Below are 16,546 nucleotides of genomic sequence, written 5' to 3' on the forward strand. Positions count from 1 at the left end.
ATCACTGCTCCAGCAGCTTCACCTTCTCGGCGAAGCGGTGGATGGCGTCGGTGACCGCGGTGAGCTCGCCGCCGATCTCCATCGGCCGGTTGGCGTAGCGCGAGGTGATGCCCTCGAGCTGGCCGAGGTGGTAGGCGGTCTTCTGCTCGGCGAACTTGAGGCCGTGCGCGGTCGAGATCACCACCACCCGCTGTTGCGGCCGGATCAGCTTCCGCTCGACCAGCTTGCGCAGCGCCGCCAGGGCGACGCCGGTGTGCGGGTCGTTGAACATGCCGGTGCGGTCGGCCAGCGCCGCTTCGTTCGCCAGCTCCGACTCGCTCGCCTGTTCGACCACCCCCTCGAACTGCTTCAGCACCCGGATGGCGCGCTTGACGCTGACCGGGTTGCCGATCTGGATGGCGCTGGCGAGGGTGCGCCGCGCCTCGACCGGCGCGAACTGCTCGAAGTGCTCGAGGTAGGAGCGATAGAGCGGATTGGCGTTCTCCGCCTGGGCGACGGCGATGCGCGGCAGCTTCTGGATCAGGCCGAGGTCGCGCATCAGCAGGAACCCCTTGCCGAGGGCGCTGACGTTGCCGAGGTTGCCGCCCGGGATGATCACCCAGTCGGGGATCTCCCAGTTGAACTGCTGCACGAGCTCGATGGCGACCGTCTTCTGCCCCTCGATGCGCAGGCTGTTCATCGAGTTGGCGAGGTAGACGGTGCGCTCCTTGGTGATCTCCTGCACCAGCGCCATGCAGCCGTCGAAATCCGTGTCGAGGCTCAGCACCAGCGCGCCGTTGGCCAGCGGCTGCACGAGCTGCGCCGGCGAGACCTTGTTGCGCGGCAGCAGCACCACCGCGGGGATGCCGGCGGCGGCGCAGTAGTTGGCGAGCGCCGCCGAGGTGTCGCCGGTCGAGGCGCAGGCGATGGCGGCGATCTGCTGGCCGTCGGCGATCATCTGCTTCACCACCGACACCAGCACGGTCATGCCCAGATCCTTGAAGGACCCGGTGTGCGAGTTGCCGCACTGCTTGACCCACAGGTCCTCGATGCCGAGCAGCTTGCCGTAGCGCTCGGCCCACAACAGGTTGGTGCCGCCCTCGTAGGTCGAGACGATGTTCTCGTTGGCGAGGAACGGGATCACCCATTCCTTCTTGCCCCACACCCCCGAGCCGTAGGGAAACGCATTGTGGCGGTAGCGCTCGTCGAAGAGCTGCATCCACGCCGCCGCCGAGCGCCGGCGCAGCGCCGCCACGTCGTGCACGACGTCGAGCAAGTCGCCGCAGTGCGGGCAGCGGTAGATGACCTCGAACAAGCTGTAGTGGTCGGGGCAGCCGTTCACGCACTCGAACCAGGCCGCGTACTCACTCATGATGCGCTCCTCGATCGCCGCTGCCCCTGCCCCCCGGCGAGCGCGATCCGTACCCGGGCGGGTACCATGCGCCTCTGCGCCGGCGCAATGGACCCGGCGCGGCGGCGGCTACAGCGCGAGCTCCAGCAGACGTCGCAGGACGACGCGGGCGTCGAAGTACTCGGCGGCGAGCGCCTGCGCGGCGGCCGCGTGCCGCTCGTGGTCGCGCTCCACGGCGGCGAGCGCCGCCGCCGCGCCCTCGCCGTCGACGAAGGTCAGCAGGCCGCTCCCCACCGGCAGATGGCCCGCGATGCCGGTGTCCTGCACGACCGCCGGTCGCCCCGCCGCCAGGTAGCAGGCGGTGCGATCGCTGAGCCAGCCGGTGCGGCCGGCGACATACCCCTGCTTGGCGACGGAAAACTCGCCGCGCGAGCCGCGCACGTAGCGGCGATAGGCCTCGTCGTCGGCCGCCTCGCGGCGCGGATCGGACAGCCGCCAGCCGTGGGCGCGCAGCGCCGGCAGGTCGGGCTCGTCGGGATGGATGGCGAGGCAGAGCTCGAGCGGCACCGCGACGCGGCGCGGCAGGTCGATGATGCGCCGGAGCTCGTCCGCCTTCTGTCCGAACCTGATGCCCTGCCACTCGATCGGGCCGTAGCCGCGCCAGTCGGCAACCGTCGTGTAGACCGGCCGCTGCGCGGCGATCGGCTGCCACAGGGCGCGCACCACCGGCGGCGGCAGCGGATGCCAGCGCAGCCCGAGGGTCGGCACCGGACAGTCGGCGCGGCCGACGTTGAGGCCCACGGTGACGTAGGTGTCGTGGCCGGCGAGGTTCATGTCGACCCCGTACCCGGCCTGCCAGATCTGGGTGAAGCCGGGATCCAGGTCGACGTACACCCGCCGCCGCGCCCCCATCATCACGTCGCGCCAGTGCCAGCGGCCCGACAGGTTCACGAACAGGTCGGCGCCCGCGGTCCAGTCGCGCAGCGCGGCGCGATCGGCGCCGATCGCCTCCTCGCCCTCGCCGAGCAGCAGGCTGCCGTCCAGGCGATGCCGCGCCATGACGGCGCGGAAGGCGGCGGCGTTCGCCGACTCGGCGAACGGCGCCGGCCGCCAGGCGGCGTCGACGCAGTCCCGCGCCGCGAGATGCTCGACGTAGCGCACCTCGGCCCCCAGCTCGCGCAGGCCGAGCGCGAACTGCAGGAATGCCCAGGCGTAGCCGCCGGACCCGAGGGGATGGCGGGCCAGCCCGCCGGCGACCGCGACCTTCATCGCCCCATTCACGCCACGTCGGCGAGCAGGCGGGCGAGCACCCGCCGGCTGTCGAGCTCGCGCTCGGCGACGGCCCGCGCCGCCGCGGCGTGGCGCGGGTAGTCGGCCTCGATCGCCGCCACCGCCGCCACGGCCTCGTCGAGGGTCGTGAACGCGAACAACCCCTCGCCGCTCGCGTAGCGCGCGCTCCAACCGGTGTCCTGCGCCACCACCGGCCGGCCGCAGGCGAGATAGGCGGCGCTGCGGGTGCTGAACCAGCCGCTGCGCAGGGCGACGTAGACCTGCTTGGCGACGCTCCACTCGCCGCGCGAGGCGCGCAGGTACGCCTGGTAGACGTCCATGGTGGTCGAGCGGCTCCAGGCGTCGACCACCCGCCAGCCGTGCGCCGCGAGCAGGTCCCGCGGCGGCTCGCCGCCCACCGCCAGCTCGAAGGCAACGCCGCAGCGCCTTGGCAGGTCGAGGAAGCGCATCATCTCGGCGTCCTTGCCGGCGCGGGCCACGCCGTCGATCACCGGCGCCGCGCGGCCGTGCGCCCACGACATCACGGTGGTGTACGGCGCGCCCGGCGGCGGCGGCTCGACCGGCCAGCGGTCGAGCACGATCGGCTGTCGGGTCGGCTTCCATTCCAGGCCGCAGCGGGGCACGCCGCAGCCCGGGTCGCCGATCGCCTCGGCATAGGTGAGGAAGCGGTCGTGCTGGCGGATGAGGGTGGCGGAGAAGCGCTGGTCGTCGCTCGCGTCACCGCGCTCGACCGCCTGCAGCGTGGACTGGGTGAATCCGGGATCGGTGTCCAGGTACGCCGTCCGCCGGGCGGCGCGATAGGCGTCGCGCAGCCAGCAGGCGCCGGAGACGTTGAGGAAGAGATCGGCGCCGCGACAGAAGTCGGCGACCGCCGCCTCGGCGGCGCCGTGCAGCGCGCCATCCGGCGCCCGCACCGCCCAGGGGACATCGCCGGCGTCGATCCGCGCCAGCGCGGCGGTGAGATAGGCGAGGTTCGCGGACGGATCGTCGGCGTACGTCGCGGTGTCCGGTTGGTAGAACCAGCTCCCCGTGTCCTCGAGGTACAGCACCTCGGCGCCGAGGCGCCGGAAGGCGTCGACGTAGGCGAGGTAGTCCCAACTCAGCCCGCCGAGCGGATACGTGGCCACCAGGCCGGTGACGACGACGCGCATCTCACCGGCCCGCACACGGGTTCGCGTGCCGCTCAGGCGCCGACACGCGCGCCTCCGAGCTGGGCGGCGTGCAGGCGGGCGAAGGCGCCGCCGCGGCGCAGCAGCTCGTCCGGGGTTCCGACCTCGACGATGCGTCCGCCGTCGAGCACGACGATGCGGTCGGCGCCCAGCACGGTGCGCAGGCGATGCGCGATGACGATCGCCGTCCGCCCGCGCACCACCTCCTCGAGCCCCGCCAGCAACGCCGCCTCGGTGCCGGCGTCGAGTGCCGCCGTCGGCTCGTCGAGGATCAGGACCGGCGCCTGTCGCAGCAGGGCCCGCGCGATCGTCAGGCGCTGCCGTTCGCCCTCCGACAGCGTCGCGCCCTGCTCGCCCAGCACCGTGTCGTATCCCGCCGGCAGGCGGCGGATGAAGGCGTCGGCCTGGGCCAGGCGGGCCGCCGCCTCGACCTCGGCCCGGGTCGCCTGCGGCCGCCCGTAGGCGATGTTGTCGTGCACGCTCAGCGGCAGCACCGTCGCCGGCTGCAGCACCATGCCGATCTGGCGCCGCAGCGCCGCCAGGCGCAACTGGCGCAGGTCGACGCCGTCGAGGCGGACGCTCCCCTGGGTCGGGTCGGCGAAGCGCGGGATGAGACTGACCAGCGTGCTCTTGCCGGCGCCGGTCGGGCCGACGATGGCGATCCGCTCGCCGGGGGCGATGTCGAGGTCGACGTCGCGCAGCGCCTCGGTCCCGTCCGGATAGGTGAACGACACGCCGCGCAGCGCCAGCCCGCCGCGCACCGGCGCCGCCGGGTCGAGGCTGCCGTCGCGCAGCGGCGCCTCGCCGTCCAGCACCTCGAACACCCGCCGCACGCCGACCGCCGCGGCGCGCACCAGGCCGTAGGTGTTCACCAGCGCGTTCAGCGGCCCATACAGCGAGGCCAGGTAGCTGACGAAGACGACCATCTCGCCGACGCTGAGGCGGCCCGCCCACACCTGCCAGCTCCCGACGACCAGCACCGCCGCCGTGCCGGCCGCCGTCAGCACGCCGGTGGCGGCGCCGTAGGCGGTCTGCAGCGTGTACAGGCGCAGGCTGCTGCGCAGGCTGGCGCGGCTGCCGCGCAGGAAGCGCTGCTGCTCGATCGGCTCGGCGGCGAAGGCCTGCACGACGCGGATCGCGGCCAGGTTGCGCTGCACGATCTGGTACACCGCGCTCTCGTTGGCGCGCACCTCGCTGGCGACGGCGTCGAGGCGGGCGTTGACCAGGGCGATGCTCAGCAGCATCAGCGGCGCGACGACCAGCGCCACCACGGTCAGCAGCGGATTGAGCTGCAGCATCACCGCCAGCATGCCGGCGAGCAGCAGCACCGCGGAGGCGACCGGAAACAGGCCGTTCATCGCCAGCGTCTGGATGGCGAAGGTGTCGGCCGTCACCCGGTACAACAGGTCGCCGACGCCGGCGCGGGCGTGGAACGACAGGCTCAGGTGCTGGACGTGGTCGTAGAGGCGGTTGCGCAGGTCGTCGACCATCGCCTGGCCGGCGGCGATGGTGGTGTGGTTGTTCCACACCGCGAGCGCCCCGCTCGCCACCCAGATGCCGACCAGGCCGCCGGCGGCGACGGTGAGCAGCGCCTCCCGCGACCAGCCGGCCAGCGGCGCCCAGCGCACCGGGTGGCCGCCGATGACGGCATCGATCACCACCTGCAGCGGCCACGGCTTGAGCAGCTCGAGGCCGTTGATCGCCGCCACCTGCAGCAGGCCGAGGGCGACCGGCCAGCGGTGCGGCCACACGGCCTGCGCGGTGCGCCGCAGGATCATCGCCGTTCGCTGACCGGGACCAGGCCGAGGCGCTCGGCGACGATCGCCGTCACCTGGCTCATCATGCGGCCGGCGCCCAGCACGGCCCGGCCGCCGAATGCGACGCCGGCCGCGGCCGCGCCGGCGGCGACCGCGGCGCTGGCGGCGGGTCCGCCGAACCCCAGCGCGAGCGCCGCCGCCAGCAGCAGCGCCAGGGCGATCCGCCCGAGGAGGGAGAGGCGCGGGGCGCAGCGCACGCGCAGCAGCCGCCGGTCGCCGCCGTGGTATTCGACCGCCGTCAGCACCGCGACGTGCGCCCAGAGGCCGGCGTGGACGTCGAGATCGCAGGCGCGCCAGCCCTGGTCGACGGCGACCTGCACCCGGCGCGGTCGCAGGAACGCCGCCAGCGCGTGCAGGAAGTCCTCCTTGTCGTGCCCGGCCTCGCTCCAGAAGGCCATCTCGATCGCCGTCCGCCGCCAGCGCACCCGCGCCGGCGGCAGCGGCCGGGTCGACCACACCGGATCCACCGGCGTCGCCGCCGCGAGGCGGGTGCGGTAGCGCTGCCAGCTCCGCGCCAGCGGCCCGAGATAGGTGAGCAGCGCCACCAGCGCCCGGCTGCTCCAGCGGTCGTGCTCCGGCGCCAGGCGCGCCCGCCAGCCGCGGGCGCCGGCCGCGGCGAGCGAGACCAGCAGCGGCAGCAGCGCCAGCGGCAGCGGGTCGCCGCTGAGCACGCCGGTGACCAGCAACACGACCGCCAACAGATTCCACTCGAGGGTGAACGGAAGCCAGGAGAGCGCCGACGCCGGCGATTCGTACAGCGTCTGGAACAGCGCCCGCCCGTAGGTGCCGTAGTAGATCACCGGCCGGCGCAGCAGCCATCCGTGCTCGAGGTCGCCGTAGATGCGGCCCAGCCAGCGCGACTGTCCGAGCAGATTGAAGCGGTACGGATGCTTCTGCGCCAGCAGCGCCTCGGCGGCGCCATAGCCGCGTTGCTGCGACAGGTAGGCGCGCACCGTGTCGCGGCGGAAGTGCCAGACCATCGCCGCCGGGCTGAAGCCGATGCGCAGGCCGGCGTCCTGCAGCCGCCAGCAGACGTCGACGTCGTCCCCGGCGGCGCGGAACAAGGGATCGAAACCGCCGATCGCCGCCAGCGCTTCGCGCCGGAAGGCCATGTTGCAACCGGGGATGTGCTCCGCCGTCTCGTCGTCGAGCAGCACGTGCGTCGGCCCGCCGGGCGCCGCCGCCACGCACGCCGCGGTGCGCGCCGCCTGCGGCGGCGGCAGGTTCGGACCGCCGACCGCGGCGGCGTCCGGATTGGTGAAGCTCCACGCCAGATACGTGAGCCAGTCCGGATCGACGACGCAGTCGGCGTCGGTGAAGGCGATCAGCGCCCCGGTCGCCGCCGCGATGCCGGCGTTGCGGGCCGCGCTGAGGCCGCGATTCGGCTGCGAGATCAGGCGCGCCCACGGATGCTGGCGGGCGATCGCCGCGGTCGCGTCGCTCGAGCCGTCGTCGACCACGATCACCTCGACGTCCGGGTAGCGCAGCGCCCGCAGACTCTCGAGGCACGGCTGGATGGTGCCCTCCGCGTTGTAGGCGCAGACCACCACCGACACCCGCGGCGCCGGGTCGGGCAGCGCCGGCAGCGCCTCGCGGTAGAGGCGCTGCACGGCCGCGAAGGCCGGCTTGCGGCGGCGGTCGCGATCCACCAGCCCGAAGGCCCAGTCGTCGACCGGCTGGCCGCCGGTGTGCCACTCGTCCGTCCAGGCGAAGACGCTGGCGCCGGCGAGGCCGAGCGCGAAGGCGGCGCGGAGCTGCCAGTCGAGGATCGTCGCCTGCGCCGCTTCGCCCTCGCGCATCGAGTCGATGCCCAGCTCGGTCAGCAGCAGCGGCTTGTCGCCGGCCAGGTTCTGCAGGCGCAACAGGTAGCGGCGGAAGTCGGCCGGGCGGTGCAGGTAGACGTTGAAGGCGACGAAATCGAGCTCGCCGAGGTCGAGGTATTCGGTGGGCGGAAAGCTGGCGTAGCCGACCAGGGCCCGCGGGTCGCGGCGGCGCACGCCGGCCGCCAGCGATTCGACGAAGCGGCGCACCCGGTCGACGCCGAGCCAGCGGACGATGTCGGGCGGGATCTCGTTGCCGACCAGGTAGGCGCTCACCGCCGGGTGGCCGGCGCAGGCGTCCACGCCCTGGTCGACCGCCGCCCGCACCTGCGCCGTGATCGCCGGATCGTCGAGGAAGCTGACGTGCTCGCTCCACGGCAGGCCGACCAGCACGCCGAGATCCGCCTCGTGCGCCAGGTCGAGCAGCCAGCGCGGCGGCACCGTGAAACAGCGCACGGTGTTGGCGCCCAGCTCGCGCATGAGGGCGAGGTCGCGCCGGACCAGCGCCGCAGCGGGAAACTGGCAGCCGTCCTCCGCCGGCGCGAACGGCCCGTAGCTGACGCCCCGCAGGTAGACCTTGTCGTCGCCGCGAAAGAGGAACTTGCCGCGCGCCGTCAGCCGGGGCGCCCCCCCGGCCGCCAGCGGGTGGGGATCGGGAGCGCCCATCGACGTCGCCATGTCAGCCGCGCCTTCCGCGCCGCGCGCGCGCGACCGCCCCGTGCATCTCGCGCGACTGTCTGCCCGGAAGGCGCCGGGGAATCAAGCCGCTGTTGCGCGCCGCGGGGCGGCGGCAGCGCGCCCACCCCGCGCCGACGGCCCTTCCGCCACCTTGACCTGACGGGTCGCGCGGCCTACTGCCGGCGGCGGTCAGGAGGAGCCATGGCCCGCATCGATCTCGACTCGCGCCACCTCGACGCGACGCTGGACGACGGCGTCCTGCGCGTCGTCATCAATCGGCCGGAGCGGCGCAACGCCTGCACGATCGAGATGTACCACGGCATCAAGAAGGCCGCGGTGCTGGCCGACAAGGACCCGACCGTCGACGTCCTGCTGCTCACCGGCAGCGGCGACGTCTTCTGCGTCGGCGGCGAGATGGGTGGCCAGCACGAGGGCGGCGAGCGGCTGGACCGCGAGACCGACGGGCTCGACCTGCTGCCGTTCCGCGCCCTCGAGACGACGCGGGCGATCGTGCTCACCGCCATCAACGGCCTCTGCCAGGGCGGCGGACTGAACATGGCGCTGTGCAGCGACATCGCCATCGCCTCCGAGCGCGCCACCTTCCGCGCCCCCGAGCTGCTGCGCGGCGTCGCCGACCCGTTCCTCCCCGCCCGCCTGCCGGCGCGCGTCGGCACCGCGATGGCCAAGTACCTGCTCCTCACCGCGGCGGTCATCGATGCCCAGGAAGCGCTGCGCATCGGCCTGATCGCGCGCCTGGCGCCGCACGACCAGTTGCCGGCGGTCACCGAGCAGGTGATCGCGCAGGTGCTCGCCACCGGACCGGCGGCCCGCGCCGCCGTCAAGGCCGAGATCAACCGCGAGCTGCCGGCGTTCAACATGGTGATGTTCGCCCAGTCGCTGCGCGGCCCCGAGGTCGCCGAGGGCTTCACCGCCTTCGTCGAGAAGCGCCCGCCGCGCTGGCCGCGCGGCTGACCGGCGCCGGGTCAGGCGCCGCGAAAGCGCGGCCGGCGCTTGCGCAGGAAGGCGCGCACGCCCTCGGCGCGGTCGGCGGTCGTCTGCAGCAGCACGTAGAGGTCCTGCTCGAGGCGCACGCCGGCGGCGAGCGGCAGGTCGCCGCTGGCGCGCACCGCCTCCTTGGCGAGGCGCAGGGCGATCGGGCCCTTGGCGCAGAGCTCGGCGGCGACGGCGCGCGCCGCGGTCGCCGGCTGCGGTGACACCTGCGTCACCAGGCCGATGCGCTGCGCTTCGCGCGCGCCGACGCGGCGGCCGGTGAGCAGCAGCTCCATGGCGCGGGTGCGGCCGACGATCCGCGGCAGGCGCTGGGTGGCGCCGTGGCGCGGCAGCGCGCCGGCGGCCAGGTGCGGGAACGCGAAGGCGGCGCGCGGGCCGGCGATGCGCAGGTCGGCGGCGAGCGCCAGCTCCGCCCCGGCGCCGACCGCGGCGCCGGCGACGATGGCGATCACCGGCACCGCCAAGCCGGCGACGGCGCCGACCCAGTCGGGCCAGCCCTCGCGTTCGTCCTCGACGCCGAGGCAGAAGCCATTGCGCGGCCCCTCGAGCACGGCGACCCGCACGTCGGGGTCGAAGGCGATGCGCTCGGCGGCGGCGCAGAGATCCTGGGCGACGCGCAGGTCGACGCGCGGCCGCAGCAGCGCCATCGACGCGATGCCGTCGCGCACGGCGCAGAGCACGCCGGCGCGCCTGGCGGTGGCCGCGCTCACGATGCCGCCAACTGCGCCCGCAGGTCCTTCTTCAGCACCTTGCCCATCTGGTTCTTCGGCAGGGCCTCGACGAAGCACACCTGCTCGGGCTTCTTGAAGCTGGCCAGGCGCTGGCGGCAGAACTCGATCAGCTCCGGCTCCTCGAGCGCGGCGTCGGCTCGGCGCACCACCACCGCGACGACCCGCTGCCCCCACTCGACGTCCGGCAGGCCGATCACCGCCGCTTCCTCGACCCCGACGTGCGAGTAGAGGACCGCTTCGACCTCGGCCGGCGAGATGTTCTCGCCGCCGCGGATGATCATGTCGTCCTTGCGCCCGGCGAGGAAGATGTAGCCGTCCTCGTCGATCCAGCCCATGTCGCGGGTCGGCAGCCAGCCCTCGAGCGCCGGGTTGGTGACGCCGCCGTCCTGCCCGGCGTAGCCCTTCATCGTGCGCGGCGTGAACACCCACAGCTCGCCGACCGCGCCGGCGGGCAGCTCGTCGCCCGCGTCGTCGACCACCTTGACCTGCACGTCGGGCAGCGGCCGGCCGATCGACACCAGGCGCTTCAGATTGCGCTCCACCTCCTCGGCGGTGCCGTCGAGGCGATGGTCGTCGGGGCCGAGGACGGTCAGGGTCGAGGTGGTCTCCGTCTGGCCGAAGGCGTTGACGAAGCCGGTGCCGCGCGGGAACAGCTCGATGGCGCGGCGGATGACCGGGAACGGCATCGCCGCGCCGCCGTACGAGAGGTTCTGCAGGCTCGAGAGATCGAAGGCGGCGAACTGCGGATGGTCGAGGATCTGCTTCAGCATCGTCGGCACGACGAAGGCGTGGGTGACCCGCTCGCGCTGCACCGCCTCGAGCCAGGCGGCGGGCTCGAACTGCGGCAGCACCACCAGGCGGCGGCCGGTCCACAGCGAGGTCATGATGTTGGTGGCGCCGGCGATGTGGTAGAGCGGCGCCGACAACAGCGCCGTGCCGCGCGGCGTGCCGTCCGCCATGTCGGTGGTGCCGACGACGTAGGCCGTGAAGTCGTTGAAGCGCAGCATCACGCCCTTGGGCAGCGACGTCGTGCCGCTGGTGTACATGAGGATGCTGACGTCGTCGTCGTCGATCGGCTCCTCGTCGAACTCGTCGCTCGCCGCGGCGATGAGCGACTCGAATGGCGTCATGTCCGGGTGCGGGGCGTCGAGGGAGACGTACTCCCGCACCCGCAGGCGCGGCCGCAGGTCGCCGATCAGCGGCAGGTAGCGGCCGCCGACCAGCAGCACCGCGATGTCGGCGGTGTCGATCATGTACTCCAGCTCGGGCGGCTTGGCGCGGTAGTTGAGCGGCACGAAGACGGCGCCGATCGCGGCGGTCGCATAGTAGGCGGTGACGTACTGATCGGAGTTGGTCTGCAGCGCCCCGACCTTGTCGCCGCGGCGCACGCCGAGGGCGCGCAGGGCGTTGCCGAGACGGCGGACGTTCTCCCACAGGTCGCCGTAGGTGAGGCGGCGGTCGCCGAAGACCAGGATCTCCTGGTCGGGGAACATCTGCGCCGGAATGCCGACGAAGTTGGCGGTGTTCATCGCCCCTCACCTAGCGTCGTTCGAACGCAAAAGACAAATTCGCGCGCCGCCGCGGCACGGCGTCGATCGGCCCTCGCGTCAGCCCGCTTCCGACGCGCGCCGCGACGCGCTTCGACTGGCGCACGCCAACCGCCGCTCCAGCGCCAGTCCCCGTCCCAGCGGCAGCTCCGTCCCTTCGTTGACCGCGCGCTTGAGGCGCGCGGCGAGACCGGCCGGCAGGCGGGCGACGGCGCGGGCGGTGGCGAGCGCCGTCGGCAGCAGGGCGTGGCGCGGCACGATGCGCGACACCAGGCCGCAGGCGCGCGCCTCCTCGGCGTCGAGCCAGGCGCCGGTGAGCGCGTAGTGCAGCGCCCGCCCGAGGCCGGTCAGGCGCGGCAGGGTCTGCGTGCCGGCGACGCCGGGAATCATCCCCAGGCCAGTCTCCGGCAGGGCGAACCGGGCATCGGCCGCCGCCAGGCACTGGTCGCAGAGCAGCGCCATCTCGAAGCCGCCGCCGACCGCGTACCCGTGCACGGCGGCGATGGTGATCGCCGGCAGCGACCACAGCGTCCCCCAGACGTCGCGCAGCCAGCGCACCTCGCGGGCGCGCAGCGGCGACGGCGCGCTGCCGAACTCGGCGACGTCGCCGCCGGTCGAGAAGGCCGGGCCGTTGCCGCACAGCACCAGCGCCCGGACGGCGGGGTCGTCGCGCACCGCGGTCAGCGCCGCGTACAGCGCGTCGCGCATGGCGACGTCATAGGCGTTGCGCCGCTCCGGCCGGTTGAGGGTGACGAGCGCCACCCGCCCCTCGTCGACCAGGTCGAACAGCACCGCGTCGCCGGGCGACTCCTGCGTGCCGGGCCGTCGCCGCGGCGCCGCCGTGCGGGCCACCGCCGCCTCAGTCGCTCGAGGGCAGCGGCTTGGCGTCCTTGAGCTCCATCGGCTGCCCCTCGTAGCGCAGGTCGCAGGGGCCGGGCTTGTTGATCAGCACCTCGACGGCGCCGTCGGCCGACTTGTAGCGCTTGCCGAGCTGCAGCGGGGTGGCGCCCGCCGCCGTCCCCTCGGGGAACTTCTCGCCCGAATCGGCGCGCAGCAGGGGCGTCGCGCCATCGCTGAGCACGCCCGGGCCGCCCTTGGTGACGATGAGCTGCATGCCCCCAGGCGCGATGTAGATCTTGCCGAGTTGCGTCACGGTCCGTCCTCCTCCGAGCCGGCGGGCGCGAAGGGCAGCGCCGCCACCGTCGCCAGGCTGGCGTCGTCGGCGCGCTGCAACCGTTCCCCCACCGCTCCGTGCTTGATCTGGATCATCGCCAGCGCGATCGGCCGCTCGAACAGCGGCGAACGCACGGCGCTGGTCACATAGCCGACCGGGCGGCCCTCGGCCAGCAGCGCGGTGCCGGGCGCGGGCAGCGTGTCGCCCGCCAGCAGCACGCCGCCGAGCCGGCGGTTGACGTGACCGCGGGCGGCGATGCGCTCGACCACCTCCTGGCCGAGGTAGCAGCCTTTGCTGAAGCTCACCGCCGCCTCGCGACCGGTCTCCAGCAGCAGGGTCGACTCGTCCATGTCGAGCCCGGCCCAGGCGACGCCCGCTTCGATGCGCAGGCACTCGAGCGCCGCGAGCCCGGCCGGCAGCCCGCCCGCCTCGACGCCGACCTCGACCAGGCGCGGCAGCAGCGCCGGCGGACCGAGCACCAGAATGCCGCTGCCGCCCGCTTCGGAGGCGCTCACCAACCGCAGCGGCCGCCCCTCGAGGGCGCCCGCGGCGTGCGCGAACGGCGCCTCGGGCAGCGCCGCCATGCCCAGCGCCTCGCCCGCCACGGCGCGCGCCAGCGGCCCCTCGAGCTGCAGCAACGGCTGCTCCGCCGCGTCGGCGAGCTCGACGTCATCGGCGATGAGGAAGCGCTCCAGCGCCGCGCGCAGCGCCGCGGCGCGCCAGGCGACGACGTCGAGCAGCAGGCGGTCGACCTCCGCGTAGACCCGCAGATCGCTGACCACCTTGCCGGTCTGGTTGAGCAGGGCCGCGTAGCAGCCGTCGCCCGGCGCCAGCGCCTTGACGTCGTTGGTGAGCATGCCCTGCAGGAAGTCGAGGCGATCGCCGCCGGTGACCGCGATGGCGCGCCGATAGCCGGCCGGGATCAGCGCCGCGCCCTCGCGCGCGGCGCGCCATTCGCGGTCGACGTCGCCGAAGTGGAGCACCACCTCGACGCCGGCGAAGGGCCCCGTCACCGCGCCGCGCGCCCGCAGCGCCGCTGCCGCGTCCGCGCTCACGGGACGGGCGGCGGCGCGGCCGCCGCGGACGGTTGTGGGGCGCGTCGGCGCCTGCCGCCGAACGCCCGTTTCAATGCGCTGGCCATGGCGCTGCTCTCTCCTCCGACTGGTCTCCGCCGCTCCGCGTCCTGGCGTGGATTCTCCGCCGTCACGGCGCCGGAGCGACGGCCGGCACGGCGACCAGCACCTCGCCCTTTTCCACCCGGGTGTCGAAGCGTTCGACCCGCGCCGCGGCGTCGTCGGGCGACTGGCCGGTGGTGACGTCGTAGGTCCAGCCGTGCCACGGGCAGGTGACGATGCAGCCCTCGAGATCGCCGTCGGCCAGCGGCCCCTGCTGGTGGGCGCAGCGCTGGTCGATGGCGTGGAAGCGGCCGCCGACGTTGAACACCGCCACCTGACGGCCGTTGATCTCGAACATCCGTCCCTCGCCGGCGGGGATGTCCCTGATGCGGGCAACCCGTACGAACTCCATCGCTGCGCTCCTCGGAACGAGCCTTCTACGCGGATCGCGCCGCGAGGTCCACGCATCCGGCCAACCGTCGCCGGCCGCGGCGCCAACCCGCCGACGGCGGGCGCCGCGGACGGATGCGTCACGCGCTCGCGTCGGGCGAGCGCGTCGAGCGGCGCCGGAGCCGGCGTGCGATCGGCGCGCGCGGTGGCGAATTCACGAATGATCCGGGCTAGTCTGGGGGCGTGCGGACCAACGCCGAGATCGCCGCGCGGCTGCGCGAGCTGGCGCTGTTTCTCGAGATGCGCGGCGTGGCCTTCAAGCCGCGCGCCTACGAGAAGGCCGCCAGCGCGGTCGAGGCGCTCGATCGGCCGATCGCCCAGCTCTTCGCCGAAGGCGGGCAAAAGGCGCTGGCGACGGTGCCGCACGTCGGCGCCGGCATCGCCGAGCGGATCGGCGAGCTGATCGCCACCGGCCACACCGCCGACCTCGACGCCATGCGGGCGGAAACCCCGGTCGACATCCTGGCGTTGACCTCGCTCGAGGGCGTCGGACCAAAGATGGTCAAGCACCTCTACGACGAGCTCGGGGTGCGCACGCTGGCCGACCTCGAGCGGGCGGCGCGCGCCGGGCGGGTGCGCCGGCTCCCGCACAGCGGCGAGAAAACCGAACGCAAGATCCTCGAGGGCCTGGCGCTGCTGGCGCAGCGCAGCGGCCGGCGACCGCTCGGCGCCGTCCTCGACCTGGCGGAGGACATCGAACGCCGCCTTGCGGCGCTTCCGGGGGTGCGCCAGGCGGCGGTCGCCGGGTCGGTGCGGCGCCGCCGCGACACCATCGGCGATCTCGACTTCCTGGTCGTCGCCGACGCCCCCGCGGCGGTGATGCGCGCCTTCGTCGCCCTGCCCGAGGTGGCGCACGTCCACGGCAGCGGGCCGACCAAGACCATGGTGCGCCTGGACAACGGCATGGACGCCGACCTGCGGGTCGTCCCGGCCGAGAGCTTCGGCGCCGCCCTGCACTACTTCACCGGCTCCAAGGATCACAACGTCGCCCTCCGCCGCCTCGCCATGGAGCGCGGGCTGAAGCTGAACGAGTACGGCGTGTTCAGGGGCGAGCGCGCGATCGCCGGCCGCACCGAGGCGGAGGTCTACCGGGCCCTCGGCCTGCCCTTCATCCCGCCCGAGCTGCGCGAGATGACCGGCGAGATCGAGGCGGCGCGCGCCGGCACCCTGCCGCGGCTGATCGCGCCGGGCTCCCTGCGCGGCGACCTGCAGATCCAGACCGACTGGAGCGACGGCGCCGACAGCCTGGCGGCGATGGCCGCCGCGGCGCGCGCCCAGGGACTCGACTATCTCGCCATCACCGACCACACCCACGGCCTGGCGATGATGGGGCTCGACGAGACGCGCCTGCGCCGGCAGGGCCGGGCCATCGCGGCGCTCAACGCCAGGACGCCGGGGGTGCGCGTGCTGCGCGGCGCCGAGGTGAACATCGGCAGGGACGGCTCGCTCGACATCGCCGACGCGCTGCTGGCCGAGCTCGACGTCGTCGGCATCGCCGTCCACTCGCACTTCCACCTCTCGCGCGCCGAGCAGACGGCGCGGGTGATCCGGGCGATGGAGAATCCGCACGCCGACATCCTCTTCCATCCGACGGCGCGCGTCCTCGGCCGCCGCGAGCCAATCGACCTCGACATCGACGCGGTGATCGCCGCCGCCAAGCGCACCGGCACCGCGTTGGAGATCGACGCCCTGCCGGACCGCCTCGATCTCAGGGACGAACACGCGCGCAAGGCCGTCGCGGCCGGCGTGCCGCTGGTCATCGACAGCGACGCCCACGCCATCGCGCACCTCGGCTTCCCGGAGCGTTACGGCATCGCCGTCGCGCGCCGCGGCTGGGCGACGGCGAAGGACGTGCTCAACACCCTGCCGGTCGAGCGCTTCCTGGCGCGTCTGAAGGGCGGCGTCAGGCGGGCGTCGGCACGATCGTCAGCGGCATCGACTCGGGCGCGGTCCCGAGCACGACGGCGATCTTCGAGAACCCCATGAAGAGCGCCAGGCCGGCGGTGAGCTCGACGATCTCGGCCGGCGCCAGCTCGCGCCGCAGGGCCGCCCGCAACGCCGGCGGGATGGCAGCGGGGTCGGTCAGGAACGCGTCGGCATAGCGGATCACCAGCTTGTGCCGCGGCGACAGCGCCGACGTCTCGAAGCCGTCGTCGATCTGCTGCACCAGGTCCTCCGTCAGCCCCTGGCGCCGGGCGCCCTCGAAGCGGACGTTGCGGCAATAGCCGCAGCCGGTGACGCGCGCGTTGCGCAGCCGCGCCACCTCCTTGGTCGCCTGATCGAGCACGCCGCGGCTCCACAGCGTGCCGTACAGGCGCTGGAACGCCCGCCACAGCTCCGGCTGGTGTCCGAGCGGGCCGCGCAGCGCCGGATCGGCGTGCGTCGGATCGGCCGCTGGGACGCGCGGCGCCATC

Annotated in this window: 14 protein-coding genes; 2 read left to right on the forward strand and 12 right to left on the reverse strand. The window is 73.9% G+C overall.

Annotation, left to right across the window (positions count from 1 at the left end):
• Position 1: 1 nt before the first annotated feature.
• The 5 genes from thrC to KF840_06065 all read right to left on the reverse strand — a co-directional run bounded on the left by thrC (position 2) and on the right by KF840_06065 (position 8,092).
• Complete coding sequence (thrC, locus tag KF840_06045) at positions 2-1,351, reverse strand: threonine synthase (GenBank protein MBX3024455.1); 1,350 nt, start codon at positions 1,349-1,351, stop codon at positions 2-4.
• A gap of 108 nt (positions 1,352-1,459) precedes the next feature.
• Entirely contained in the window at positions 1,460-2,599 is a 1,140-nt protein-coding gene (locus tag KF840_06050; GenBank protein ID MBX3024456.1) for a hypothetical protein, read from the reverse strand.
• A gap of 8 nt (positions 2,600-2,607) precedes the next feature.
• Positions 2,608-3,771: a glycosyltransferase family 1 protein gene (locus KF840_06055; GenBank protein ID MBX3024457.1), complete on the reverse strand. Its 1,164-nt coding sequence runs from the start codon at positions 3,769-3,771 to the stop codon at positions 2,608-2,610.
• 32 nt (positions 3,772-3,803) lie between these two features.
• Positions 3,804-5,567, reverse strand: coding sequence for an ABC transporter ATP-binding protein (locus KF840_06060; GenBank protein MBX3024458.1), 1,764 nt, complete (start codon positions 5,565-5,567; stop codon positions 3,804-3,806).
• Complete coding sequence (locus KF840_06065; protein MBX3024459.1) at positions 5,564-8,092, reverse strand: glycosyltransferase; 2,529 nt, start codon at positions 8,090-8,092, stop codon at positions 5,564-5,566. The genes KF840_06060 and KF840_06065 overlap by 4 nt, the downstream gene beginning before the upstream one ends.
• 213 nt (positions 8,093-8,305) lie before the next feature.
• Between KF840_06065 and KF840_06070 the strand changes: the two genes are divergently transcribed.
• Entirely contained in the window at positions 8,306-9,076 is a 771-nt protein-coding gene (locus KF840_06070; GenBank protein ID MBX3024460.1) for an enoyl-CoA hydratase/isomerase family protein, read from the forward strand.
• Between the two features lie 11 nt (positions 9,077-9,087).
• Here KF840_06070 and KF840_06075 read toward each other — a convergent pair whose 3' ends face one another.
• From KF840_06075 to KF840_06100, 6 genes are all read right to left on the reverse strand, one after another.
• On the reverse strand, positions 9,088-9,825 hold the full coding sequence (locus tag KF840_06075) for an enoyl-CoA hydratase/isomerase family protein (GenBank protein MBX3024461.1): 738 nt from the start codon (positions 9,823-9,825) through the stop codon (positions 9,088-9,090).
• A complete protein-coding gene (locus tag KF840_06080; protein MBX3024462.1) occupies positions 9,822-11,375 on the reverse strand; it encodes a long-chain-fatty-acid--CoA ligase in 1,554 nt (517 codons plus the stop codon). Before KF840_06080 ends, KF840_06075 begins: the two co-directional genes overlap by 4 nt.
• Before the next feature lie 78 nt (positions 11,376-11,453).
• The gene (locus KF840_06085) at positions 11,454-12,245 is read right to left on the reverse strand and encodes an enoyl-CoA hydratase/isomerase family protein (GenBank protein ID MBX3024463.1); all 792 of its coding nucleotides are present in this window, start codon (positions 12,243-12,245) and stop codon (positions 11,454-11,456) included.
• A 7-nt stretch (positions 12,246-12,252) separates the two neighbouring features.
• Positions 12,253-12,546 carry a hypothetical protein gene (locus tag KF840_06090; GenBank protein ID MBX3024464.1) on the reverse strand — a complete coding sequence of 98 codons (294 nt, stop codon included), beginning with the start codon at positions 12,544-12,546 and terminating at the stop codon, positions 12,253-12,255.
• Entirely contained in the window at positions 12,543-13,622 is a 1,080-nt protein-coding gene (locus tag KF840_06095; protein ID MBX3024465.1) for an aminomethyltransferase family protein, read from the reverse strand. The genes KF840_06090 and KF840_06095 overlap by 4 nt, the downstream gene beginning before the upstream one ends.
• 148 nt (positions 13,623-13,770) lie before the next feature.
• The gene (locus KF840_06100; GenBank protein MBX3024466.1) at positions 13,771-14,094 is read right to left on the reverse strand and encodes a Rieske 2Fe-2S domain-containing protein; all 324 of its coding nucleotides are present in this window, start codon (positions 14,092-14,094) and stop codon (positions 13,771-13,773) included.
• 221 nt (positions 14,095-14,315) lie between these two features.
• Here KF840_06100 and polX point away from each other — a divergent pair, with 221 nt between their 5' ends.
• Positions 14,316-16,118, forward strand: a complete 1,803-nt coding sequence (gene polX / locus KF840_06105) for a DNA polymerase/3'-5' exonuclease PolX (GenBank protein ID MBX3024467.1) — start codon at positions 14,316-14,318, stop codon at positions 16,116-16,118.
• Here the strand turns inward: polX and KF840_06110 are convergent.
• Positions 16,036-16,545 (reverse strand): carboxymuconolactone decarboxylase family protein, encoded by a 510-nt coding sequence (locus tag KF840_06110; protein MBX3024468.1) that lies wholly within the window; start codon positions 16,543-16,545, stop codon positions 16,036-16,038. The two genes, polX and KF840_06110, sit on opposite strands and share 83 nt — an antisense overlap.
• Position 16,546 lies beyond the last annotated feature (1 nt).

The organism is bacterium, from assembly GCA_019637795.1.
In the GTDB taxonomy this organism is placed as follows: Bacteria; Desulfobacterota; Binatia; order HRBIN30; family CADEER01; genus JAHBUY01.

Coding starts and splice junctions, on each gene's coding strand:
- thrC (MBX3024455.1), bottom strand. CDS start 1,351: ATGAGTGAGTACGCGGCCTGGTTCGAGTGCGTGAACGGCTGCCCCGAC.
- KF840_06050 (MBX3024456.1), bottom strand. CDS start 2,599: ATGAAGGTCGCGGTCGCCGGCGGGCTGGCCCGCCATCCCCTCGGGTCC.
- KF840_06055 (MBX3024457.1), bottom strand. CDS start 3,771: ATGCGCGTCGTCGTCACCGGCCTGGTGGCCACGTATCCGCTCGGCGGG.
- KF840_06060 (MBX3024458.1), bottom strand. CDS start 5,567: ATGATCCTGCGGCGCACCGCGCAGGCCGTGTGGCCGCACCGCTGGCCG.
- KF840_06065 (MBX3024459.1), bottom strand. CDS start 8,092: ATGGGCGCTCCCGATCCCCACCCGCTGGCGGCCGGGGGGGCGCCCCGG.
- KF840_06070 (MBX3024460.1), top strand. CDS start 8,306: ATGGCCCGCATCGATCTCGACTCGCGCCACCTCGACGCGACGCTGGAC.
- KF840_06080 (MBX3024462.1), bottom strand. CDS start 11,375: ATGAACACCGCCAACTTCGTCGGCATTCCGGCGCAGATGTTCCCCGAC.
- KF840_06100 (MBX3024466.1), bottom strand. CDS start 14,094: ATGGAGTTCGTACGGGTTGCCCGCATCAGGGACATCCCCGCCGGCGAG.
- KF840_06110 (MBX3024468.1), bottom strand. CDS start 16,545: ATGGCGCCGCGCGTCCCAGCGGCCGATCCGACGCACGCCGATCCGGCG.